Origin of the sequence: Collimonas arenae, from assembly GCF_001584165.1 — a bacterium.
Lineage (GTDB): Bacteria > Pseudomonadota > Gammaproteobacteria > Burkholderiales > Burkholderiaceae_D > Collimonas > Collimonas arenae.
This window is the reverse complement of the sequence record NZ_CP013233.1, coordinates 80,035-103,929: the sequence shown is the minus strand read 5'-3', so window position 1 is coordinate 103,929 and position 23,895 is coordinate 80,035. Positions and strand designations below refer to the sequence as shown.

At 55.5% G+C, this 23,895-nt stretch carries 19 protein-coding genes and 2 pseudogenes; 16 read left to right on the top strand and 5 right to left on the bottom strand.

The window, feature by feature from the left end; genetic code table 11:
* Nucleotides 1-67: 67 nt before the first annotated feature.
* A pseudogene (locus CAter10_RS00505) lies at nt 68-1,329 on the bottom strand (DEAD/DEAH box helicase).
* Nucleotides 1,330-1,547: 218 nt separating this feature from the next.
* Here CAter10_RS00505 and alaC point away from each other — a divergent pair.
* The 5 genes and pseudogenes from alaC (at nt 1,548) to CAter10_RS00480 (ending at nt 7,368) form a co-directional block, all read left to right on the top strand.
* A pseudogene (gene alaC, locus CAter10_RS00500) lies at nt 1,548-2,740 on the top strand (alanine transaminase).
* Nucleotides 2,741-3,056: 316 nt separating this feature from the next.
* Nucleotides 3,057-4,256: a type VI secretion system-associated FHA domain protein TagH gene (gene tagH / locus CAter10_RS21705; RefSeq protein ID WP_164840396.1), complete on the top strand. Its 1,200-nt coding sequence runs from the start codon at nt 3,057-3,059 to the stop codon at nt 4,254-4,256.
* A gap of 45 nt (nt 4,257-4,301) precedes the next feature.
* Nucleotides 4,302-5,144 (top strand): PP2C family protein-serine/threonine phosphatase, encoded by an 843-nt coding sequence (locus CAter10_RS00490; protein ID WP_061531859.1) that lies wholly within the window; start codon nt 4,302-4,304, stop codon nt 5,142-5,144.
* Nucleotides 5,145-5,227: 83 nt separating this feature from the next.
* On the top strand, nt 5,228-6,871 hold the full coding sequence (locus CAter10_RS00485) for a serine/threonine protein kinase (RefSeq protein WP_231879099.1): 1,644 nt from the start codon (nt 5,228-5,230) through the stop codon (nt 6,869-6,871).
* 23 nt (nt 6,872-6,894) lie between these two features.
* Entirely contained in the window at nt 6,895-7,368 is a 474-nt protein-coding gene (locus CAter10_RS00480; RefSeq protein ID WP_061531857.1) for a TssQ family T6SS-associated lipoprotein, read from the top strand.
* 21 nt (nt 7,369-7,389) lie between these two features.
* Here CAter10_RS00480 and CAter10_RS00475 read toward each other — a convergent pair whose 3' ends face one another.
* On the bottom strand, nt 7,390-8,310 hold the full coding sequence (locus CAter10_RS00475) for a LysR family transcriptional regulator (RefSeq protein ID WP_061531856.1): 921 nt from the start codon (nt 8,308-8,310) through the stop codon (nt 7,390-7,392).
* 273 nt (nt 8,311-8,583) lie between these two features.
* Here CAter10_RS00475 and CAter10_RS00470 point away from each other — a divergent pair, with 273 nt between their 5' ends.
* The 3 genes from CAter10_RS00470 to CAter10_RS00460 all read left to right on the top strand — a co-directional run bounded on the left by CAter10_RS00470 (nt 8,584) and on the right by CAter10_RS00460 (nt 12,872).
* Complete coding sequence (locus CAter10_RS00470; protein ID WP_197467163.1) at nt 8,584-9,696, top strand: SGNH/GDSL hydrolase family protein; 1,113 nt, start codon at nt 8,584-8,586, stop codon at nt 9,694-9,696.
* Between the two features lie 152 nt (nt 9,697-9,848).
* Nucleotides 9,849-11,924: an NADPH-dependent 2,4-dienoyl-CoA reductase gene (locus CAter10_RS00465; RefSeq protein ID WP_061531855.1), complete on the top strand. Its 2,076-nt coding sequence runs from the start codon at nt 9,849-9,851 to the stop codon at nt 11,922-11,924.
* 135 nt (nt 11,925-12,059) lie between these two features.
* Nucleotides 12,060-12,872, top strand: a complete 813-nt coding sequence (locus CAter10_RS00460; RefSeq protein ID WP_061531854.1) for a crotonase/enoyl-CoA hydratase family protein — start codon at nt 12,060-12,062, stop codon at nt 12,870-12,872.
* A gap of 79 nt (nt 12,873-12,951) precedes the next feature.
* Here CAter10_RS00460 and CAter10_RS00455 read toward each other — a convergent pair whose 3' ends face one another.
* Nucleotides 12,952-13,755: an SDR family NAD(P)-dependent oxidoreductase gene (locus CAter10_RS00455; protein WP_061535091.1), complete on the bottom strand. Its 804-nt coding sequence runs from the start codon at nt 13,753-13,755 to the stop codon at nt 12,952-12,954.
* 106 nt (nt 13,756-13,861) lie between these two features.
* On the opposite strand from CAter10_RS00455, the gene CAter10_RS00450 reads away from it, so the two are divergent.
* Nucleotides 13,862-14,230 carry a MerR family transcriptional regulator gene (locus CAter10_RS00450; protein WP_061531853.1) on the top strand — a complete coding sequence of 123 codons (369 nt, stop codon included), beginning with the start codon at nt 13,862-13,864 and terminating at the stop codon, nt 14,228-14,230.
* A gap of 152 nt (nt 14,231-14,382) precedes the next feature.
* Here CAter10_RS00450 and CAter10_RS00445 read toward each other — a convergent pair whose 3' ends face one another.
* Nucleotides 14,383-14,784, bottom strand: coding sequence for a cupin domain-containing protein (locus CAter10_RS00445; RefSeq protein ID WP_231879097.1), 402 nt, complete (start codon nt 14,782-14,784; stop codon nt 14,383-14,385).
* Nucleotides 14,785-15,314: 530 nt separating this feature from the next.
* A complete protein-coding gene (locus CAter10_RS00440) occupies nt 15,315-16,745 on the bottom strand; it encodes an IS1182 family transposase (protein ID WP_061531847.1) in 1,431 nt (476 codons plus the stop codon).
* Between the two features lie 213 nt (nt 16,746-16,958).
* Here CAter10_RS00440 and CAter10_RS00435 point away from each other — a divergent pair, with 213 nt between their 5' ends.
* The 7 genes from CAter10_RS00435 to CAter10_RS24430 all read left to right on the top strand — a co-directional run bounded on the left by CAter10_RS00435 (nt 16,959) and on the right by CAter10_RS24430 (nt 23,827).
* Nucleotides 16,959-17,363, top strand: coding sequence for a hypothetical protein (locus CAter10_RS00435; RefSeq protein WP_061531851.1), 405 nt, complete (start codon nt 16,959-16,961; stop codon nt 17,361-17,363).
* A gap of 249 nt (nt 17,364-17,612) precedes the next feature.
* The gene (locus tag CAter10_RS00430; protein WP_061535090.1) at nt 17,613-18,122 is read left to right on the top strand and encodes a DUF2199 domain-containing protein; all 510 of its coding nucleotides are present in this window, start codon (nt 17,613-17,615) and stop codon (nt 18,120-18,122) included.
* Between the two features lie 895 nt (nt 18,123-19,017).
* Complete coding sequence (locus tag CAter10_RS00425) at nt 19,018-19,605, top strand: hypothetical protein (RefSeq protein ID WP_061531850.1); 588 nt, start codon at nt 19,018-19,020, stop codon at nt 19,603-19,605.
* 877 nt (nt 19,606-20,482) lie between these two features.
* Nucleotides 20,483-20,851, top strand: coding sequence for a hypothetical protein (locus CAter10_RS00415; protein ID WP_061531848.1), 369 nt, complete (start codon nt 20,483-20,485; stop codon nt 20,849-20,851).
* A 141-nt stretch (nt 20,852-20,992) separates the two neighbouring features.
* Nucleotides 20,993-22,423, top strand: coding sequence for an IS1182 family transposase (locus tag CAter10_RS00410; RefSeq protein WP_061531847.1), 1,431 nt, complete (start codon nt 20,993-20,995; stop codon nt 22,421-22,423).
* Between the two features lie 385 nt (nt 22,424-22,808).
* Nucleotides 22,809-23,195, top strand: a complete 387-nt coding sequence (locus CAter10_RS22230; RefSeq protein ID WP_128082944.1) for a hypothetical protein — start codon at nt 22,809-22,811, stop codon at nt 23,193-23,195.
* A gap of 113 nt (nt 23,196-23,308) precedes the next feature.
* The gene (locus CAter10_RS24430) at nt 23,309-23,827 is read left to right on the top strand and encodes a GNAT family N-acetyltransferase (protein WP_082797735.1); all 519 of its coding nucleotides are present in this window, start codon (nt 23,309-23,311) and stop codon (nt 23,825-23,827) included.
* Nucleotides 23,828-23,895: the final 68 nt, after the last annotated feature.

Sequence of the window (23,895 nt, the reverse complement as noted above, 5' to 3'; positions counted from 1 at the left end):
ACTCAAGACCACCTTACCCAAAAACATTAAAGTGAACCCGTGACGACCATCCTTTGGCACACCCCGACTATTTGGATTCCTCGCGGGCGGCCGCTTCGCGCAGCTTGTCCTTCTTGCTCTTGCGCTTGCCCTTGACACCGCCATAGGACGGCGACGCATCCGCAGCTCCGGTTGATGCCGGCGCGGCAACCTCCACCGGCTCGAAGCCGGCGATCTGCTCACGCACGCATTTCAGGTGATGTCTTTTTCTATCAACCGGAAATGTGCTTCCGTGTCGGCGCTGACGAAGCTGATCGCGATGCCGCTCTTGCCGGCGCGGCCGGTACGGCCGATGCGATGCGTGTAATCGACCGCCGAACGCGGCAAGTCGTAGTTCAGGACTACCGGCAGCTGCGCGATATCGATCCCGCGCGCGGCGACATCGGTGGCGACCAGCACCTGCAGCTTGCTGGCCTTGAAATCCGCCAGTATCTCGTTGCGCGCGCCCTGGCTGAATTCGCCGTGGAAAGCACTGGCCTTGATACCGGCGCGGTGCAATTTTTCCGCGATATGTTCCGCCGCGTATTTGGTGGCAACGAAAACCAGCACTCGGCCCCAATTGTTTTCTTTCAGCAGATGCCGCAGCAATTGCGTGCGCCGGCCGGCATCGACCAGAATCACGCGCTGCTCGATGGCGGGCTGGTTCTGCTCCAGCGATGGAATGGCGATGCGCGTCGGCTGCTGCAGCATCCTGGCGGCAAGGGCATGCACGTCGGCGGGAAAAGTCGCTGAGAAAAACAGGCTCTGGCGCTGCTTCGGCAACTGCACCAGGATACGGCCGATCTCGTCGGCGAATCCCATGTCCAGCAAGCGATCCGCCTCGTCCAGCACCAACGTCGACACGCCGCCGAGGCTGAGTGCATTATGCTCGACCAGATCGAGCAGGCGGCCCGGCGTCGCCACCGCGATGTCGGCGCCGCCGCGCAGATCCATCATCTGCGGATTGATCGACACGCCACCAAACAACGCAACGATTTTCAATGGCTGCTGCGCCGCCTGGGCCAACAAGCCGATGGCTTCCGCAGTCTGCTGCGCCAGTTCGCGCGTCGGCACCAGGATCAGCACGCGTAGCCGCCGTGGCTTTTCGCTGCGGGCATCGAGCAATATCTGCAGCAACGGCAACGCAAACGCAGCCGTTTTGCCGGAGCCGGTTTGCGCAGCAGCCAGCACATCGCCGCCGCGCAGGATGGCCGGAATCGCCGCGATCTGGACCGGCGTAGGCGTCACATAACCACGTTCAGCGACGGCATGCAGGATAGCGGGGGACAGACCCAGGGAGGAAAATGACATGATGGCGGGCCTTGACAGCGTATAGAGGAAAATGAGGCGCGCCGCTTTTCAGCTTACGGCTTGCGCGCAGCCATCTTACCATTTGCAAATAAGTGGATTGCATAAGCGCCGGATGTTCTCTAGAATCGTTTGCGGAACAACGCCATGCATGTCGCACCGATGGCGCTCCCGTTCCAACGTCGCTCGGACGGTTCCGGGCGCTTACGTGAGAGAAAAACATGTCTGAATCCCCAACTCCGCGCAGATTTTCGCGCATCGATCGCCTGCCTCCCTACGTTTTCAATATCACCGCCGAACTGAAGATGGCGGCGCGCCGCCGTGGCGAAGATATTGTCGATATGTCGATGGGCAATCCGGACGGCGCCACGCCGCCGCACATCGTCGAAAAACTGATCGAAGTATCGCAACGCCCCGATACCCACGGCTATTCCGCTTCCAAGGGCATTCCCCGCTTGCGGCGGGCGATTGCGCATTGGTACAAGAAGCGCTACGACGTCGAATTCAATCCGGATACCGAAGCGATCGTCACCATCGGCTCCAAGGAAGGGCTGGCGCACCTGATGCTGGCGACGCTGGATCGCGGCGACACCGTGCTGGTGCCGAATCCGAGCTACCCGATCCACATCTACGGCGCCGTCATCGCCGGCGCTGATATCCGCTCGGTGCGAATGAGTCCGGCGTGGATTTCTTTGCCGAGCTGGAACGGGCGATACGGGAAAGCTACCCGAAACCGAAAATGATGGTGCTGGGCTTTCCTTCCAACCCGACCGCACAGTGCGTCGAGCTGGAATTCTTCGAGCGCGTGGTCAAGCTGGCCAAGGAGCACAATATCCTGGTGGTGCACGACCTGGCCTATGCCGATATCGTGTTCGACGGCTGGCAAGCGCCATCGATCATGCAGGTACCGGGCGCGCGCGATGTCGCGGTGGAATTCTTCACGCTCTCGAAGAGTTACAACATGGCCGGCTGGCGCATCGGTTTCATGGTCGGCAACAAGGAACTGGTCGCCGCCCTGGCGCGCATCAAGAGTTATCACGACTACGGCAGTTTCACGCCGGTGCAGGTGGCGGCGATTGCGGCGCTGGAGGGCGACCAACAATGCGTCAAGGATATCTGCGCCAAGTACCAGAGCCGGCGCGACGTGCTGGCCAAGGGCTTGCATGAGGCCGGCTGGATGGTCGATATCCCGAAAGCGTCGATGTACATCTGGGCGCGCATTCCGGAAGCTTACCGCCATCTCGGTTCGCTGGAATTTTCCAAGCAACTGCTGGAAAAAGCCAAGGTGTGCGTCTCGCCCGGCATCGGTTTCGGCGAATACGGCGACGAATATGTGCGCTTCGCCTTGATCGAAAACGAAGCGCGTATCCGCCAGGCGGTACGTGGCATCAAGGCCATGTTGCGCGAGCACTGAAGCCTGGGCCGGATAGAGCGTCACTCACTCTATCCGGCCATTTCAACTTTATCTACAATTCTCGACTCCCCCCTTGGAGCCTGTCAGCAGACTCTCGCTGACAGAAAACGTCACCACGAATGACAAGCGAGGGCAGTTTTGCAGGTTGCCAGCCCTGCAAATGCATGATTTTCTGTCTATCTCAGGTCAATTCCTGGTCGCACTTCTTGGGCATGAAACTTGCTGCCAAGCATGCAATGATTTCCCAGTCCAGCTGCAACCCATCCGGCGCAGATCTGCGCTGCGCATGCCACACCAGCTCCAGGAAGCTTATCCGATGATCAAAATTAATGTTGTTTCTTACAACAACGTAGCCCCCGAATTGCCGTTGTCGGCCGTTTTCGGTCGTGAGCCAAAAACCCTTGGCCGCAGCGAAGAAAACTATTTCATCCTGCTCGATTCCCGCAATCTCGTTTCCCGCATCCAGGCTGAAGTCAAAAGCGACGGCCTGCGCCACACGATTACCAACCTCAGCCGCGCCAATCCCATCCTGCTGAATGGCCACGAGATCGATCCCGAATCCGAATACGACTTGCAGATAGGCGATGAAATCCAGATTGGACTTTATTTGCTGCGCGCCGAAGCGCAGCTCAACTTGATGAAAGATAACCCGGACATGATCAGCCCTACAGACCATGCATCGACCAACCCAAGCCGGCGGGCGAACAGCCCCAAACCTCTGCTGAGCGTCTCCGAAACCCGGATGGCGGCGCTGGCGCAACTGAACCTGGAGCTGGCCGCCACTGCCAGCGCGGGATTGCCGACCAGTCTGCCGACTGCGGCGACATCACCGGCGCCGGCCGTAGCGGCAACACTCGCCGTCCCCGAGGAAGACAACGCGGCAGCGGCCCAACCGGCCGTGCATGCCGACAACCACGCGTTGATCCTGGCGTTCATGAAAGGTGCGGGCTTGCCGGCTGGCGCCTTGTCGCCCGGTCTGACGCCGGAAATGATGGAAACCGTCGGCAAGCTGCTGGCGACCGCCGTGCAAGGCACGATCGATCTGAATGCATCGCGGGCATTGGTCAAGCGCGAAGCGCATGCCGATGTGACCAAGGTGGTAGTCAGGAACAACAATCCGCTGAAATTTTTCGCCGATAGCCAGACCGTGCTGATCCAGATGCTGCGCAAGAAAATGCCAGGCTTCATGGGCGCCACCGAAGCCATGCAGGACGCCTATCAGGATTTGCATGCGCACCAGTTCGGCGTCGTGTCGGGCATGCGGGCGACGATGAACGAGATGATGCAACGCTTCAATCCTGAAGTCATGGAGAAACGCCAGAAAAAGGGCGGCTTGCTGGAATCGCTGATCCCGGCCACGCGCAAGGCCAAACTGTGGGATGCGTATGTCGAGCGCTTCCAGAAAATCATCGCCGAATCGTCGGCCGACGAATTCCAGGCGCTGTTTGGCAAGTCCTTTTTGCAGGCTTATGAACGCAAGGTCGAGAAACTGAAGAAAGAAACCCAGCATGCCTAACCGGCCCTGTTTCAAGCAGGAGCGCATCGCGCAGGTAGCAAATCGATGAATGCCAGTCCGTCCCTGCGCAGCGGCACCGCGCAACCGGTGGTCCTGGGCATGGCGCAACTGAGCCATGCCGGCGGCCGCCAGGTCAACCAGGATGCCTGGGGCTGCGCGCAGCATGAGGACCTGGCCTGCATCGTGGTGTGCGACGGCGTCGGCGGGCAGCACGGCGGCGAGATTGCATCGAACGTGGTGGTCGATTCGGTGTTGGCGAAATTCCTGCATGAAGCATCTGTCGGTCCGCGTGCATTGCAATCCTATATCGACCACGCAATAGACCAGCTGACCTGGTGCCAGTCGCAGATACCGCGCCTGAAGGACATGAGCTCCACCGTGGCGGTGCTGTTGATCGACCAGAAAAATCGCCAGGCGCTGTGGGGGCATATGGGCGATACCCGCCTGTACCTGTTCCGCCGCGGCAAGCTGCATAGCGCAACCAAGGATCACAGCCTGATCCAGCAATTCGTCGATGCCGGCCATTGTTCGGCAGAACAGCTGCGGCGTCACCCTCGGCGCAGCATCCTGTGCGCCGCCGTCGGCGCCGAAGGCAGCGCACCGGCCGAGGTCACGCAAAACGCCACTGAACTGCTGGATGGCGACGCTTTCCTGCTTTGCACGGATGGCTTCTGGGAGTGGATCACCGAAACCGACATGGAGCTGGCTGTAAGCCAGGCCGGTTCAGCACAGGAATGGCTGGACCTGATGCACGCAGTGGTTGAAAGGAACGGCGGCGCATCGACAACCAAGCACGATAACTGCACGGCATTTACCGTCTTTATCGCCGATCCGCATCAGGCAAGCGCCCCTAGGAACCAGCCCAATATCATTCGCACCAATATTTAACCAAGTCGAACCCAAAACTGAATATGCAAAACGTCAAGCCGATTGAAACTACAGAAGCACCAGCAACGGCTGTCGAAAACTGCTTGCCAAAAGGCACACGCCTGGCCGATTTTGAAATCATCGGCGTCATTGGCGAAGGCGGTTTTGGCATCGTCTATTTCGCCTTCGACCGTTCGCTGCGCCGCATGGTGGCAATCAAGGAATACATGCCGGGCGCCTTTGCCGGGCGCGGCGCGGACAAGAAGGTGGTAGTGCGCTCGCAGCGCCACCGCGAAACCTTCACCATCGGCCTCAAGAGCTTCATCAAGGAAGCGCGCCTGCTGGCGCAGTTCGACCATCCGGCGCTGATCAAGGTGTACCGCTTCTGGGAACAGAACAATACCGCCTACATGGCGATGCGTTACTACGAAGGCCGCACCCTGAAAAGCGTGGTGCAGAACTCGCCGGCGCAGATCACCGAAGCCTGGCTGAAGAGCATGCTCAAGCCGATGCTGGAAGCACTGGCCGCGATGTACCGGGTGCAGATCCTGCATCGCGATATTTCGCCCGACAACATCATGATCCAGAAGAGCGGTGAAGCGGTGCTGCTCGACTTCGGCGCGGCGCGCCAGATCATCGGCGACATGACCCATTCGCTGACCGTGATCCTGAAACCCGGTTACGCACCGATCGAGCAGTATGCCGACGATGCCATGATGAAGCAGGGACCGTGGACCGACATCTACTCACTGTCTGCCGTCATTTATTTCGCCATCGTCAAGAGCGCGCCGCCGACTTCGGTCGCCCGCATGATCAAGGACCCGATCGAACTGCTGCAGAACGGCGACCATCCCGGCTTTAGCAAAGAATTTCTGGCGGCAATCGACAAGGGCCTGGCGGTCAAGCCGGAAGATCGGCCGCAATCGATCGAGGAGTTCCGGCAGTTGCTGGATCTGGAATTGTCGGTACCGATGCCCATGCCGGATGGCGATATCGCCATTCCAATTTCCTCCCGCAGCCGCAGCAGAAAAGTCGACAGCGACCAAGGCAAGGAGAAATCCAGGTCTTCGGACGGGAAGGCATCTCATGCGACGACGCCGCAAGCAATCATGACAAAAAAATTGACACGCACCCAGCTCCTGGGAGCAGGCGCGGTCATCACATGTATGTTGCTAGCTGGCGCTTACCTCCTGTTCCAGCCAGCACCAGAAACAACCGCCGTTGCCATCGTGGTTCATCCGCACGCCCCGCCGGCATCGACGGCAACCACGGCGCCCAAACCCGTGCCAGCCGCCGCGCTCGCGGCAACCTCCGCCGAGCAAGTGCTGGATGACGAGACTGTCGCCTGGGAAACGCTGAAACAGCGGGATGCGACGCCACAGGAAGTGAACAACTTTATCCAGAAGTACCCGAACGGCAAACACGCCGGACAGGCACGCGATCGTTTATCGGAAATGCAGGCCAAGGGCAACACCGACAATGCCGTAGTAACAGCAGACGCCAAGGCGGCCGAAGCCAAAGCGCCCGATCCGACCGGCATCGTCACGCTGACCATCAAGCCGTGGGGCAATGTGCTGGTCGACGGCAGCATGAAAGGTGTCAGCCCGCCATTGAAGAAGCTGGTCCTGCCCGAGGGTAAGCACCAGATCAAGCTGGTGAACCCGAGTTTCCCGGACCACGCCATCGACATCAACGTGACGAAGAAAAAATCGAGTAATATCGACTTCGATTTTTCTCCCGATAAATAGCAAGTGATCAACAAGGCCGAACAATGACGACCAACTTCCGCCATATCGGCAATATCGCCATGATCGCCGCCGCCCTGCTGCTGGCCGGCTGCGACACAATGGATTCCACACAAAAGACGGCGCCGGCCGATGCAACCCCGAGCGTTGCCGCGCCGGCAGCCCCAGTCACACCGGAACCGCCACCACCACCAGCCGCGCTGACCGACGGTATTTCCCTGTACAACAACGGCAATTACAATGGCGCGATCAAGCGGCTCGCCAATGCCCAGGAGATCTGGTCGGCGGACACGGCGTTCCAGACCGAAGCATTGAAGTACATGGCCTTCAGCTATTGCGTGACTTCCAGAAAAAAACTATGCCGGCTGCAATTTGAAAAGGCCCTGAAACTGGATCCTGCATTCGATCTGGCGCCGGGAGAAAAGGGTCATCCGCTGTGGGGTCCTGTCTTCAATCAGGCCAAGAAGGCAGTCACAGCGAAGACCAAAAAGCCTGCGTAGGAGTGCGCAGCAAGCAAGCTGTCACTCAGCGTAAAACGACGGCGCGGTAAAACCCGGCAGTTGCGGGATTTTCTCCGCCAGGAATTGCATGAACAACGTGGCGCGCAAGGATTGATAGCGGCGTGACGGATACAGCAGCGACGCTTCCTGCCCGGCCGCGCTCCACTCGGGAAGAACCCGCCGCAGCTGTCCGCTCGCCACCAGGTCGTGCACCAGCCACGACGGACATATCCCGAGGCCCGCTCCCATCAGGAAACTCTCGCGTATCGCTAGTGAACTGTTCACCTGGTAACGGCTGCGGGTGACGATCTCCAGCGTACCGCCGGGGCCGCTCAGCTCGGTCACTTCGCCATTGGCCGGGCGCGCAAAGCCGATGTAGCGATGGCTGGCCAGGTCGGCCGGGCTGCGTATCTCCGGGTAGCGTTCCAGATAGGCCGGCGCTGCCACCAGATAGCGCTGCGAGGCGGCGATCTTGCGCGCAATCACATTCGGCGGCAATGAACCGGCCAAGCGCAAGGCGACATCGACGCCATCCTCGACCAGATCGACAAAGCGATCGTTCAGGATCAACTCCACTTCGATGTCCGGATAAAGCGCAAGAAACTCCAGCACCAGCGCGTTCAAACGCAACTGTCCGAGACCGAGCGGCGCATTGACGCGCAACTGGCCGGCCGGCTTCTCGGTCAGGCCACGTGCATCGCTAACGGCTTCGCTGAATTCCTCCAGCACACGCTTGGAGCGTTCATAGAAACGCTTGCCCTGGTCGGTCAGCGTCAGGCTGGTGGTGCTGCGTTCCAGCAACCGCACCCCGAGTTCCTTTTCCAATGCTGCAATCATCTTGCTGACGGTCGGTTGCGTTGTGTGCTGCTCGCGCGCTACCGCTGACAGGCTGCCGAGTTCCACTGCGCGCACGAAGCCGCGGATTGCCTTGATCTGATCCATATCATTCCATTTTGGAATAAACCATATCCAATTATCGCCTCTACCATGCGCATTGTGAAGAGCATATCTTGATGACATCGCATCAGCGATCAACTCATGGAGTGACTCATGCAATTACTTAAACACCATCCAAAAATCGCCGCGACCCTTGCTTTGCTGTCGCTACTGAACACATCCGTTGGCGCCGTCCAGGCAGCTGAGGCTAACTACGCCGAACACCACTGGAGTCCTAGTTGGACGGCCTAGCCACAGCCGGTGTGGGAGCCGGGCTTTATGCTACCGACCAATATTCCGGCCAGCCTGTCGAACCAGACAGTGCGTCAGATCGCCAGGCTCAGCATCGGCGGCAAACGCGCTCGAGTAGTGTTATCTAATGAATATGGCGCGACACCGCTGGTAATTGGCGTAGCACACATTGCACGGGCGGCGGGCGGTTCGCGCATCGCGGCCGGCTCGGACCATGCGCTGACTTTCGGAGGTAGCGGCGCGGTGACAATTGCACCGGGCGCATCGGCGATCAGCGATCCGGTCAACCTCGAACTGGCGCCGCTGACCCAGGTCGCGGTCAGCATCTACCTGCCACAGGCAACGCCGCTCTCCACTTTCCACTGGGATGGCAAGCAGACCGCCTACATTGGTCAGGGCGACCTGGCGGCAGCACCTCTGATCGAGACCGACAACACTGTGGAAGCACGTTTGTTCCTCAGCGCGATCCTGGTCGATACACCGTCAGCAGCGCCGGTAGTGACCGCCTTTGGCGATTCGATTACCGACGGTGCCGGTTCCACCTCCAACAGCAATCAGCGCTGGCCCGATCTGCTGGCGCAACGGCTGGTCGGGCAACAGGTCGCGGTGATCAACGCTGGCATTTCGGGGGCCAGAATGCTGGACGACAAGATGGGCGTCAATGCCATGGCGCGCTTTGATCGGGATGTGCTGAGCCAGCCGAATCTCGATAGCGTGATCCTGCTGATGGGTATCAACGATATTGCCTGGCCCGGCAGCAGCCTCGCTTCGCAAGATCCCGCGATGAGCGTCGATCCGCTGATCGCAGCTTATCGCCAATTGATTGCGCGCGCCCACTTGCGCCATGTTCGCATCGTCGGCGCGACGTTGACGCCGTTCAAAGGCGCGCTGCAGGATGGCGATATCAAAAATTACTACTCCGAAGCCAAGGAACAGACACGGCAGAGGCTCAATCAATGGATACGCAGTAGCGGCGAATTCGACGCGGTGATCGACTTCGATGCCGTACTCAGGGATCCGCAACAGCCGCGCCGTTTCCTGCCGGCCTTCGATTCCGGCGACCACCTGCACCCTGGCGATCGCGGCTACAAGGCCATGGCCGATGCCATCGATCTGCATCAATTATTGGGAAAACCATGACAGCTGAAGACGGACTCTAAATAGGTTTTTGACTCTAATCACCGGCAAAATCGCGCTATTTCAGCGATCCGCCGGTGCTTTTCAGGTAAATTCCAGGCCAGTAGCCGACTTTTACAATGTCGCGGCCTGTTAAAAAACCTATAAGAATCCCTATGTCCCATCCCGTCTACCCACACCTGCTGGCCCCGCTCGACCTCGGTTTCACCACGCTGAAAAACCGCGTCGTCATGGGTTCGATGCACACCGGCCTGGAAGACCGCTTCTTCCACTACGCCAAGCTGGCCGAATATTTCCGGGCGCGCGCCAGAGGCGGCGTCGGCCTGATCGTCACCGGCGGCATCTCGCCGAACCGGCAAGGCTGGCTGCTGCCGTTCGGCGGCACCATGAACACCGTCGGCGATATCTTCAATCACCGCCGCGTGACCAAGGCTGTGCACGAGGAAGACGGCAAGATCGTGATGCAGATCCTGCATTCCGGACGCTACGGTTATCAACCGCTGGTGGTCTCGGCCTCCGCCATCAAATCGCCGATCTCGATGTTCAAACCGCGCGCACTGACCGAACGCGGCATCCAGTCCACCATCAATGCCTACGTGCGCAGCGCGACGCTGGCGCAACGCGCCGGCTACGACGGCGTCGAGATCATGGGCAGCGAAGGCTATCTGCTCAACCAGTTCCTGTCGCCGCGCACCAACCACCGCCAGGACCGCTGGGGCGGCAGCATCGAAAACCGCATGCGGCTGGCAGTCGACATCGTGCAGCGCATGCGCGAGGCAGTCGGTAAAAATTTCATCATCATGTATCGGCTCTCACTGCTCGACCTGGTCGAAAACGGCAACACCGGGGAGGAAGTGGTCGCGGTAGCGCAGGCGCTGGAACGCGCCGGCGTCACCTTGCTCAATACCGGCATCGGCTGGCACGAAGCGCGCATCCCGACCATCGTCACCTCTGTGCCGCGTGGCGCCTTCCGCGAAGCTACCGCCCGCCTCAAGCAGGCGGTCAAGATTCCCGTAATCGCCTCCAACCGTATCAACACCCCGGAAGTGGCCGAACAGATCCTGGCCGAAGGCGATGCCGATATGGTGTCGATGGCGCGGCCGTTCCTCGCCGATCCCGACTTCGTGCTGAAAGCGCAGCAGAACCGTGCCGACGAAATCAACACCTGCATCGCCTGCAACCAGGCCTGCCTCGACCACACCTTCCAGAACAAACGCGCCAGCTGCCTGGTCAACCCGCAAGCCTGTCATGAAACCGAACTGGTTTACAGGCCTGTCGCCAAAGCACGACGAGTCGCCGTGATCGGCGCCGGCCCGGCCGGCCTGTCGGCCGCCAGCGTCGCCGCCGAACGCGGCCATCAGGTCACCTTGTTTGAAGCTGCAGCGCAAATCGGCGGTCAGTTCAACGTCGCCAAACGGATTCCAGGCAAGGAAGAGTTCAACGAAACCATCCGCTACTTCCAGCACCGCCTCAAACGTACCGGTGTCGAACTGAAACTGAACCAGCGCGTCACCCGCGAGCAACTGCAGGCGCAAGGCTTCGACGACGTGATCGTTGCCACCGGCGTCTCGCCACGCAATCCGCGCATCTCCGGCATCGACCATCCGATGGTACTGTCCTACCTCGACGTACTGCAACGGAACGCACCAGTCGGCAAACGCGTCGCCGTGATCGGTGCCGGCGGCATCGGTTTCGACGTCTGCGAATTCCTGCTGCACGATCCGCACGTACCGCTACCGCTGCCAATTGCCAACTGGATGGATGAATGGGGCGTCGATCCGCTGGCCGCGCAAGCAGGCGGCCTGCGGCAGCCGGAAGCGGTGGTGCCGGTGCGCGAAATCCATCTGCTGCAACGCAAGCAAAGCAAAGTCGGCGCAGGTTTGGGGAAGACATCAGGATGGGTACATCGCAGCGTCATGCAGCGCAACAGCGTGCAGATGCTGGCCGGCGTCGACTACCAACGCATCGACGACCAGGGCCTGCACATCTGTATCGCTGGCGAACAACGCGTGCTGGCGGTAGACAACGTCATCATCTGCGCCGGCCAGGAATCCCTGCATGAACTGATTCCCGCAGATGCGATCCTGCCAGGCAAGCCAGGTGAACCCGTCAAGACCAAGCCGCAACAAACCGGGACCCGTTATCACGTAATTGGTGGTGCGTCGTTTGCGAGCGAGCTGGATGCCAAGCGGGCGATACGGGAAGGTGCGGAGTTGGCGGCTGGGTTGTAAGGATCTGGTTGTGCTCATCAAAGTTGAGCGCGCAATATTTGCATGAATTTTGTGAGGTGGCGATGTCACGCTCAGGCATGGTATCGCGCCCGACCTGAACACGTTACCTTAACCCATCGTACTGAAAGCTTTCAAATGACTTATGAAACGTTATCCGTCAGCCTGGCCCAAAACATCGCCATTGTTCGCTTGAATCGCCCTGACAAGGCCAATGCGATGAACATGCAGATGTGGCAGGAGATTCGAACGGCTTTCGAGTGGGTGGACGCCACTCCAGAAGCACGGGTGGCGGTTCTCGAAGGAGAAGGAAAGACATTCACTGCGGGCATAGACCTGCAAATGATGATGGGACTGGGAGCGCAAATCCAGAACCCGTGCGAAGGTCGCAAGCGCGAAGCCTTGCGCAGCATCATCCTCAATTTGCAAGATGCGCTAAGCAGCCTGGAGCGCTGCCGCAAGCCGATACTGGCCGCCGTGCATGGTGCCTGTGTCGGCGGCGGCATCGATTTGATCACCTGCGCCGACATGCGTTATTGCTCCAGCGATGCTTATTTCAGCATCAAGGAAATCGACATCGGCATGACCGCTGATGTCGGCACGCTACAACGGCTGCCAAAGCTCATCGGTGAAGGCATGGCGCGTGAGTTGGCTTACACCGCACGCAAGGTGGACGCTGCGGAGGCCCGCGACATCCATTTGGTTAACCGTGTATTCGCATCCCGCGAAGCGCTACGCGAAGGGGTAATGGAGATTGCCGCCAGCATCGCAGCGAAGTCGCCTCTCGCCATCCGCGGCGTCAAGGAAATGATTACCTACGCACGCGACCACTCCGTGGCCGATGGCCTGAAATACATCGCCACCTGGAACGCCGCCATGTTGATGTCTAATGATCTGCAAGAGGCGATGATGGCCAATGTTGGCAAGCGTCCGGCTGAATTCAAGGACTGATCGAGCCCGGCAGTTTATGTCTATCGGAGGTAGATCATTCATGCCGGAATGTCATGCAAACATGGGGGACTTCGAAGAATCACATCGAGCCCTGATGACGAGGCCGGAGCATGTTCGCGACGATTTGCAATATTGTTTGCCTTGGGAGTATCCGCGGTAACAACCCAAGCATCCGATTTGCGCCTCCGGGGACGACATGGCTTTGACCGCGATCGAGTGCCTGCAAGCTCGCATTGACGACAGTGTCTGTGGCCATGCGCGTGCCAACCCCGGCCTCGGCGGCGCCCACGACATCAAAGAAAGCGGTATCGGTGGCACCTGGGCACACCGCAAGCACGCGCACGCCACGAGCACGATATTCTTGCCACAAAGCTTCTGAAAAAGAGAGCACGAAAGCCTTGGTGGCGCCATAGATGGCCATATAGGGCAGTGGCTGCAAAGCGGCGGTTGACGCTACGTTAATGATCGATCCCTCTCCTTGATTCAACATGGCTGGCAATGCTGCATGAGTGAGTTCGACAACGGCTCTGCAATTGAGCGATATCTCATCGAGTTGCCGTTCTAGCGACAACGTATCGAAATGACCGTGAGTCGCAAAGCCGGCATTGTTGATGACAATGTTCGGCGTCAAACCAAGCGCACTTGCCCTTGCATGGACATCGCTGGCAGCACCGGATTCGGTCAGATCGGCTACCAGAGCGCGAGCCAGGATGCCGTGACAATGCACCAGCTCCCGCGCCAGGCTGTTTAGCTTGTCACCTGAGCGTGCGACAAGAATCAGGTCCGCACCGCGTGCGGCAAGCGCATGGGCAAATGCCAGGCCAATTCCGGATGAGGCGCCTGTTATCATGACGGCGGTGTTGCGATAGTTGAGTGGTCGCATGGTGAAATGATTCGTTATGGGAATGTCGAATGTAAAGCGTGGACTACGGTCCATGGTCAATCATTATTTTCGACTGCTTGCATCTCGATTGGAAGGGAACTGGGCAATGCGGATTGGTGAAATTGCATCTCGGGCCGGCGTATCGCGCGATACTGTCCGATTTTATGAACGTATGGGCTTGCTCGACGAGGCGGCCCAGCCTCATTTAAGCAACAACTATAAGGAATATTCGCCGCTGGCGTTGCGCCGCATTGCGCTTATTACACACGCCAAGGCGCTCGGATTTACTTTAAAAGAGATCGCGGACGTAATCGTCGCCTGGGAGCAGGACTGGCTGGCCCCGAGCAAAAAACGTCTTCTGATTCAAGAAAAAATGTGTGAAGTGGAGAAAAAAGCGCATTCGCTATCCATATTGCGCGTTGCATTGTCAGATGCCTTGAACAAGGTCGAAAGCGGTTGCAACGATGAAGTCTAGTGCAGCTGAAAGATATGATGCGATAGCTGTTTTGCCTCGCAAAGCACGAGATTGGCAGTGCATCATTGGCGAAGTCGAACGACCACTATCAGGATCGCGACCGGCCGCAGTTAGGTGAAATCAGCCTATCGCAAGCGGCTGCTTCTCCCTGATTATCTTGGCACAAATACGTTAAATTGCTTGCCTGGTACGGTCACCCAAGATGCAATGGTTTTCGCGCCTGCCGGTCCTGCTTTAGTGACATGCACATCTTTCGCTGCAAGCTGGTAACTCCCGCCCGCATGCACAACTTTTGCAGGCGCACCATCTACCAGAACCGTTATTTCCCCTTCAAGCACATACACGATCTCGGGCCCTATCGCCTTGTGGCGAGGTTTTTCGGCGTTCGGAGCGAACTCAGCAATCCCCATGCCCATTTCGCGCTCGGTTCCCTGCACGCGGATTCTTTGCAAGACTTGTGTCGCCTTTGCTGCCGGGGCCATATCCGCAGCCATTGCAAAATGCGCCGACAGAATGCCCGCCAGAAGGATGGAAATAGAAAGATACGCTTTCACTATGGGTTCTCCGAACTATTCTATGAATTAATATTGATAAGGTGTCGTAACTTTTCAGTTAGATATTGGACGTTCAGCAAAGCGTTCATTTCCAGCAAATCGGAACCAGTCCCGTCACCATTGATGTTCTCAATGGCGGTATTTATAGACGCAATGGAGTCAGCCCTGAGTCATGCAAAGACTGAAATATCCTCTTTCGGAGGAGCACGCGCAAGCGAGATTAGTTTTGGCAAGAGTAAAGAAAACCTTATGGCTCCGCCCCTACTGCCAACCTATCGGAAATCAACGCGGCTAGTTATATGCTTCTTGGCTCAGTCGAGAAAACTTAAATACTTCTGATAAAGTCATTCAACATGAATGACCGTAACCGGCCGAGGCCGTGTAAAAACGCTGAATCCATCAAGGGAGCCGAGATCCACGTCATTTTAACGCGACATTGTTGATAATAGAGAGCCCTGCAAACGCGGCGGCTATTTCCCTTGGCCGAGTAAATAGCCGTCTCCAAACATATCTCCTGACGCTAAAAGCGCCTATGCGCTCATCACCTTCATCAAGGTTCCCACGCCCAGCACGTTGATCATCCGCTTCATGTTGTAAGCCAGGACATGCAAGCTCATCTCGGTGCTCACTCGGGCCTTGGTTTTGGTGAGGAAGTGCGTAGCACCCATCCATGCCTTGATGGTGCCGAATGGATGCTCAACCGTTTGCCGGCGTATTCGCATCGCCTTCGGCGTTCGTTCCAACCGCTCCTGCATGGCCTCCAGTACAGACTCATGCTCCCATCGTGTCACGCGCCGTTGAGGACTTGGCGTGCATGCGGATTTGAGTGAGCACTGCTGGCAATTCGAGCTCCAATAGCGGTGCAAATTCAAGCCTTTCTCTTTGCTCGTGAAACGCCAGATCAATCGCTCTCCGGCGGGACACTGATATTCATTGGCGCGTGCGTCGTAAATGAAATCCGCTTTGCCAAACCGACCTTCAGCAGAGGCATTGGAGGTCAGGTTCTTCGGGACGATCACGTTGATGCCGGCTTGTGTGCACGCCAGGATCTCTTCTCCTTTGAAGTAACCACGATCAGCAACTACGGTCAGCGATGCGGTGCCAATCGCTTCTTGCGCTTGCCGGCTCATCGAGTGCAGTTGATCCCGGTCGCTCCCGATGTTGGTCACCTCGTGCGCCACAATCAGATGATGCTTTGCGTCGACCACCGTTTGTACGTTGTAGCCAACGACGCCTGTACCACGCGTCTTCATCGACCGTGCATCAGGATCGGTTTGGGAGACTTGTTGATCCGGCGTCTTCTGGAGTTTTAATTGGATGTCTTCAAGCTCTCGCATCTGCGCCTTGAGCGCTGCGATATTCTCATGCAGTCGAGTTGTCGTGAGTTGCTTGCGGTCCGGCTCTTGGCGATCCGCCGTGTCGAGGGCTGTCAGATAGCGATCAATGCTCGCTGCGATCTCTTCCATGCGCCGTTGCAGCTTGGCGCTGGTGAAGTTGCGGTCGCGGTTGTTGACGGCTTTGAATTTGCTGCCGTCAATAGCGACCAGCGCTTCAGAGAACAGGCCAAGTCGCTGACACAGCACGACGAACTGCTTGCATACATTGGAGATGGCACGGCCATTGTCTTTGCGGAAGTTGGCGATAGTCTTGAAGTCCGGCGTCAAATGCCCTGTCAGCCACATCAGTTCAACGTTACGCTGCGCCTCTCGTTCCAGGCGACGGCTTGATTGGAGCCGATTGAGATAGCCGTAGATGTAAATCTTGAGAAGAACCGATGGGTGATAGGCCGGACGTCCTGTTTGTGCAGGCATTGTTCCTTCGAAACCCATTTGCACCAGGTCCAGTTCATCGACGAAAACATCGACTACCCGCACTGGGTTGCTATCGGCAACGTAGTCGTCCAGTTGCTCGGGAAGCAAAATGCGTTGACTGCGATCCAGCCCTTCAATGAAGCGTTTCATAGGTGTACCTCGAACAGAGTCATCTGTTCGTGTGACATGGATCGCCGCAAATCGTTTACTTCCGATTAGAATTAGCGCTCGACAGCGTTTTTACACAGCCTCGGCCAGTAGCAGTCATTGACGAATTCAGCCCAAAGCGGACATCTGGACATCATCGTCATATGACTGACCATCGCCAATATCAAGAAAATCGCATAGCCTAAGGAGCACAGAATGGCGTTTCAATATGACCAGAAGACGATTAGTGCTGTCGATACAGAAAAAAATATAAGAATTAGGGGCTCAACCAAGTTTTACGACATTGCGGATGAGTTTTTTTTCGTCTACAAAAGTCCGAATCTCGAGTTCGAGTTTAGTGCAACTGAGCTCAGGGAAAAACGTAGCCTCCTGGTCAACGGGCAACTAGTCGAAAGTTTAGTAGCGACAGCTTGTTTTATTGTCGAACCATCCATTCGAAAGGGCCTGACTAACGCATTGCGTGGTGAAACTATCGATCAAAAAAACTACGAGGACATAAAAAATGATGTAGTGGTAGGAATGTTTACCCTGTCAACGAGGGGCGGAAAATTGTTATCGACAGTCCCCGATTATCGTGTCGAATTTGTTAAAAAGCCTTGAATCCTGGGATGGATTCACTGATCTTCCAGGGATCATTAATAGACTACTGATGAGGAATGCAGGGTGACTGCTGCGGACTACATATCACAATCGGCGTCTCGTTATGGAGTTCGCTCACAGGTTACCTTAAACTAGCGCCCGCTATTGGCCAATAGCCGTCCTTCAAGTGCGAGCTCGAATTAATGTTGCTTTGCCAAATTTTCCATGGCAGGATTCATAATCGCAAACTCGCCCGCCTCGTCGTTCAATATGTCATTTAAATTCAAATGCAATTCATGCGGCGAGATTCACGAAGGTATGCCGAGCTTTGGCGCCCATGCCCCACTTAGTTACTACGAAATTCCTGAAGGCGAGCGTGCGACCCGGTGCGATTTGGGGAGCGACGATTGCGTTATAGATAAACAGCATTTCTTCGTTCGCGGATGCATTGAAATCCCAGTCATAGGAGAAGCAGAACCATTCAGTTGGGGCGTATGGGTATCACTTAGTGACGCCAATTTTATTGAATGGCTCAAATATTTTGAGCAGGATAAGCGCTCGCAAGTTGGGCCATTCTTTGGCTGGCTTAACGCGTGGCTGAAGCCCTATCCAGACACAATGAATCTCAAAACGATGGTTCATTTACGAGACGATGGTATCCGTCCGTATATTGAGCTTGAGCCAACTGGCCACCCACTTGCAATGGAGCAGCGGAACGGAGTAACGGTGGAGCGGGTTGCTGAACTTTATTCTGTAATGATGCATCCAGTGGGGAAGTAGCGGAATAGGCTAACCGGTGATTCAGCGGTGGTGTTTCGTTATAGCCGCAGAAGCGCCAAAATTAATATCCAATTCGCTTGAAATTTCATCGCACAATGATGTGTCCCGCTGAACCTCCCTGGAAATTAACGGCAATACGCCCAAGCTAGCAGAAAATATATGTGGAGGACTCATCTGCGAGGAATTCATGCCGGGGCTTCAAAGATGCGTATGAAAGTGGACAACTTATTATGAGTCGGCCGACACAAAACGGCCAATTCCAGACGGTCGAGCGTTTGAGCAATCTGATACTATTTTGGAAATTTAATGTTGCCGCAGGTAGGTGATGGGGTATTCGGGAGGTCAGTAAATAATGCGGCTAGAGGTTGAGAAAAAGCGTCCAGTTGAAAATGCCAACGAGGCACAGGTTCGTTCGGCGATTTTGGTACTGCGTAGTTACGGCCCTTCATCATATGCATCGCTAACTGACGTCCATGGGAACTATTTGCAAGTTGCCGGCGGTGGCGTTACATGCATGTTGGAACATCGTGACATCTTCAAGAATCGACATTACCGCGGATATCACGATACCCGAGCAAGGCTTATCCCGATGGCACAATCTTGGCCTTTGGGGGTGGCGAAATAAAATTATTGGCGGATGAATGGTTTACGGCTCCGATGGTGGTAGATGCGTTTCTGGCGTTTTTTAATGGCCGTGAATTTCCTGCGTCGATTGCATGGCGTGACATGACGGAAACACTAACAAGTCCATAAAGCGCAATTCGAATGGCAAATGAAGGTCGCAATGCGGCCAGAAGCGGAAGCAGAAGCAGAAGCAGAAGCAGAAGCAGAAGCAGAAGCAGAAGCAGAAGCAGTTTAATCTCGAGACATTGCCATTTGAATAGGAAGTTAATACATGCCTTGGTTGCCAATTTATTGCAACGAATCCGACCAGCTAGAGGTGCTTTCTTATCTCAATGAAAATGAGGAAATTGCGTTCATAGTCTCGGCTGGCGCAGGACGATGGGTAGCAGTAAAACGCATTGAGGTTTTAGAGCCAGGCCGTTATTGCCTTTGGCACATCCCCAGTGGCTCTCTTCCTCTTTTTCGAGGTGCTAAGGAAACGTCAGGAGAAATTAGCAATCCGTTCGACGGTTGGGTAGAAGTTAAATCGGGAGCAGATACTTCGCTACCTTATTTTGGTGCCCACCCCGGTGTAATTTGGCTGAATATTCGCAATATGCAAACGGATAAGCTCTCTGAAATGCGCACCATAGGGCTGTCATCCTTTGAATGGATTGGCAATCATTACCGTGTAATTGGTATCGGGGCGACGATGCAAACTGAAAAATTCTGGAAAATGCTCAGACAATGGGTCAAGAAACAGACAAGCAAAGTCCCACGTGGCGGGCCTCGACATCCTACGCCTCCCGAAATATGGGCTTTTAGGGGCGCATTCAATATGTTTGAAAATGGCGCCCAGGGCGAGAACAATCCCTTCTGAAGCTACCCACGGCGGACGACCGTAGTCGGCCAAAACCGGCCGGTTATGCCCGCCGTCAAATCGATAACAAAAACGAACATGTTGTCGTAAGGAAATTTTGTTTCTGCCATCATGGCATCGGCTTAAGCTGCCTCATTTCACAGTTGTTTATCAGTTACATATATATTATTTCTAAGGCTTACGTTTTTATACTGCTTGGGCCAGAAGCGCTCGTTCCAGCCAAGCATGTAAATCACTTAAGAAATCTAATTGAAGGGAGTGTTACGAATATGATTCCAGCCCCCACAAGCATAGATGTACTTCGTGCAAATCAAGCTTCTGAGGCAGGAAGATTCGCCGTTTTAGGCGGCATGGGGCTTGGCCTTTGGTGTTTGAATCTTGCCAACGGAATACATTTCACTGGGCTGGTGCTCACAATAATAGGCACACTCGCATTAACTGTCCTCGCTCTTTTGCAATACCGGAAATATCAAGGCGCTCTAAAAATAGACGCCAACTCCCCTCAGGGGCAACGGACAAAGCGTGTCTTTACCATCGTAAATACAACTCAATGGGCTTGATAGCTGTAATTTATATACTCTTGCCAAGGATTAACCTTGCTACCTGGGTCTTCCCATCCGCCATTTTCGTCATTGGTCTGTTCTGTTTTCCGCTTACGCATATCCTCTCAACCCGCCCTCGTTACTTTACTGGGAGCGCGTTGATATTGTTCGCCGTCGTATACCCGCAGCTTGTACCTGTCGTTGCATTTGACGCAATTGGCTGCCTAGGCACAGGCATCATTATGTGGGCCAGTGCAGCTTGGGCATTGATGCTCAATCGACCACCGAGAGTCTAGACTCTGGGTTATCCGCTTCAAACAATAATCGGGAGGGGGATGGACAGGACTGAGCAACGGGCGGACTACATCCGCAAAATACGTGCCGCCCAGTTATTAGACGCGGTGTTCCTGCTCTTCTACTACAACGAATGGACGCGTAAATGGGGACCACCATCGGAGCGTCCCCCGGCGCTTGACTTGTCGGAAGTTCTGCCTGCATTGAGCCAGCCTGCTTATGAGCACGCCTTGGCTTTGGTGAAGCGAATGTGGAAAGACGCGACAGCAGTAGGCCTAGCGTTATTTAAGTATCCTCGGGCCAAGCGGACATTCGAAGAAGAACTAATTGCTTTCAAAATGGGAAACCCAGGATTCAACGAAGAGGCTTACGAACTGGCTATGCATGCTGCCTTTGTTGCACTCCGGTAACCGAATCGACTATCCATTCACCTGCGTCTGGTATCGGCCGAGGCTGTGTAAAAACGCTGTTGAGCGCTAATTCTAATCGGAAGTAAACGATTTGCGGCGATCCATGTCACACGAACAGATGACTCTGTTCGAGGTACACCTATGAAACGCTTCATTGAAGGGCTGGATCGCAGTCAACGCATTTTGCTTCCCGAGCAACTGGACGACTACGTTGCCGATAGCAACCCAGTGCGGGTAGTCGATGTTTTCGTCGATGAACTGGACCTGGTGCAAATGGGTTTCGAAGGAACAATGCCTGCACAAACAGGACGTCCGGCCTATCACCCATCGGTTCTTCTCAAGATTTACATCTACGGCTATCTCAATCGGCTCCAATCAAGCCGTCGCCTGGAACGAGAGGCGCAGCGTAACGTTGAACTGATGTGGCTGACAGGGCATTTGACGCCGGACTTCAAGACTATCGCCAACTTCCGCAAAGACAATGGCCGTGCCATCTCCAATGTATGCAAGCAGTTCGTCGTGCTGTGTCAGCGACTTGGCCTGTTCTCTGAAGCGCTGGTCGCTATTGACGGCAGCAAATTCAAAGCCGTCAACAACCGCGACCGCAACTTCACCAGCGCCAAGCTGCAACGGCGCATGGAAGAGATCGCAGCGAGCATTGATCGCTATCTGACAGCCCTCGACACGGCGGATCGCCAAGAGCCGGACCGCAAGCAACTCACGACAACTCGACTGCATGAGAATATCGCAGCGCTCAAGGCGCAGATGCGAGAGCTTGAAGACATCCAATTAAAACTCCAGAAGACGCCGGATCAACAAGTCTCTCAAACCGATCCTGATGCACGGTCGATGAAGACGCGTGGTACAGGCGTCGTTGGCTACAACGTACAAACGGTGGTCGACGCAAAGCATCATCTGATTGTGGCGCACGAGGTGACCAACATCGGGAGCGACCGGGATCAACTGCACTCGATGAGCCGGCAAGCGCAAGAAGCGATTGGCACCGCATCGCTGACCGTAGTTGCTGATCGTGGTTACTTCAAAGGAGAAGAGATCCTGGCGTGCACACAAGCCGGCATCAACGTGATCGTCCCGAAGAACCTGACCTCCAATGCCTCTGCTGAAGGTCGGTTTGGCAAAGCGGATTTCATTTACGACGCACGCGCCAATGAATATCAGTGTCCCGCCGGAGAGCGATTGATCTGGCGTTTCACGAGCAAAGAGAAAGGCTTGAATTTGCACCGCTATTGGAGCTCGAATTGCCAGCAGTGCTCACTCAAATCCGCATGCACGCCAAGTCCTCAACGGCGCGTGACACGATGGGAGCATGAGTCTGTACTGGAGGCCATGCAGGAGCGGTTGGAACGAACGCCGAAGGCGATGCGAATACGCCGGCAAACGGTTGAGCATCCATTCGGCACCATCAAGGCATGGATGGGTGCTACGCACTTCCTCACCAAAACCAAGGCCCGAGTGAGCACCGAGATGAGCTTGCATGTCCTGGCTTACAACATGAAGCGGATGATCAACGTGCTGGGCGTGGGAACCTTGATGAAGGTGATGAGCGCATAGGCGCTTTTAGCGTCAGGAGATATGTTTGGAGACGGCTATTTACTAGGCCAAGGGAAATAGCCGCCGCGTTTGCAGGGCTCTCTATTATCAACAATGTCGCGTTAAAATGACGTGGATCTCGGCTCCCTTGATGGATTCAGCGTTTTTACACGGCCTCGGCCAGAAGCAGACTTTCACCAGCGTCATGCTTCCATCCATACCAGGTCAAAATGTTGACTACATTCAAGGCAATCGTCCGTTCCAAAGAGGTGCGGTCCATGAAGTAAAATCGGGATATATTGCCCTTCGATTCATCGATATTGAATAAAAACTTCTTAAATATATGTTTCCTAAAAATACTGATAGTTCTCCATCTATATCAACGTCGCATCGGAAGCGGAGTACATTGCGCGGAATTATTGCAGGTGTTGTCGCGAAGGTCATTGGCATTCCTGTTTGTATATTGGTGAATATATTTGTTATTTGGCCAGCCATACACAATGCCCCCTACGGGTCGTCAGGCCCGTTGGATGTGAATTCCAACGAATGGTTTATTTACCAAATTCCCGGCGCTCTTGCTTATTTTTTAACCGGCTTTGTCGCAGCCAGATGGTCTCCGCCAGCATCTTGGCGCGCTCCACTGTTTCACATTGGCCTGTCTGTTGTCATTTTACTTTTGTCTCATCTCCCAAATATCAATGAAGTTTGGCGCAAAGTTTTTTGGTTTGTCTACCCGTTACTTTGTATCTACGGCGGGGCGCTATATTTCCAGCGACGCGAACGCATGAACTAAACAACACTTAGTTTGAGCGAGTATTTATGTGGCTGCACTTGATTATAAAAGCGCCAAGTGCGTCCGCTATCGGCAATAACGGGCATTCATGATATTGTTCTTAGCACTGATTAATTTTCAAATTAACCTTTAATCGCGTTAGACCGCAGAAGAATGCTCCGACTAGCCAAATCCCTGATGCATCGGAAATACTGCAAACCCGCATAGCCGCAATTCGGGGGCAAGCCGCTGCGCATTATCCGGCGAAAGAAATAGAAGGCTGGTGTTCCTCTCGAACCGCCGAGACATATCACCCGGCGATTGAACTACAAACAGTGCTCGTCGAAGAAATAAATGAAAGTATCATCGCATTCGGCCAGTTGAACCCAGAGACTGCGTTCATCGAGGCTGTTTATGTCAGTCCATCCCATTCCCGGCAAGGGGTTGGTCTGAAAATCCTGCGCGCACTTGAAGCTATGGCGGCTGTGAGTGGCATCAAAGCGCTCACTCTTGAGGCTTCCTTCAACGCCGTTGAGTTCTACCATCGGGCCGGGTACGTTCCAGTCGCCGAGGAAGAACATTTATCCGACGCAAAGACGTCCTCGGTGACTCTTCGCATGCGTAGTGACATTCGCGCGCACGCCGCAATCTAACAATTTGTTCAAGCCGAAGCCGCTTCGCAGCCCCACTTAGCTCAGGTGTTGAAAGTCTGCTTTTCGGA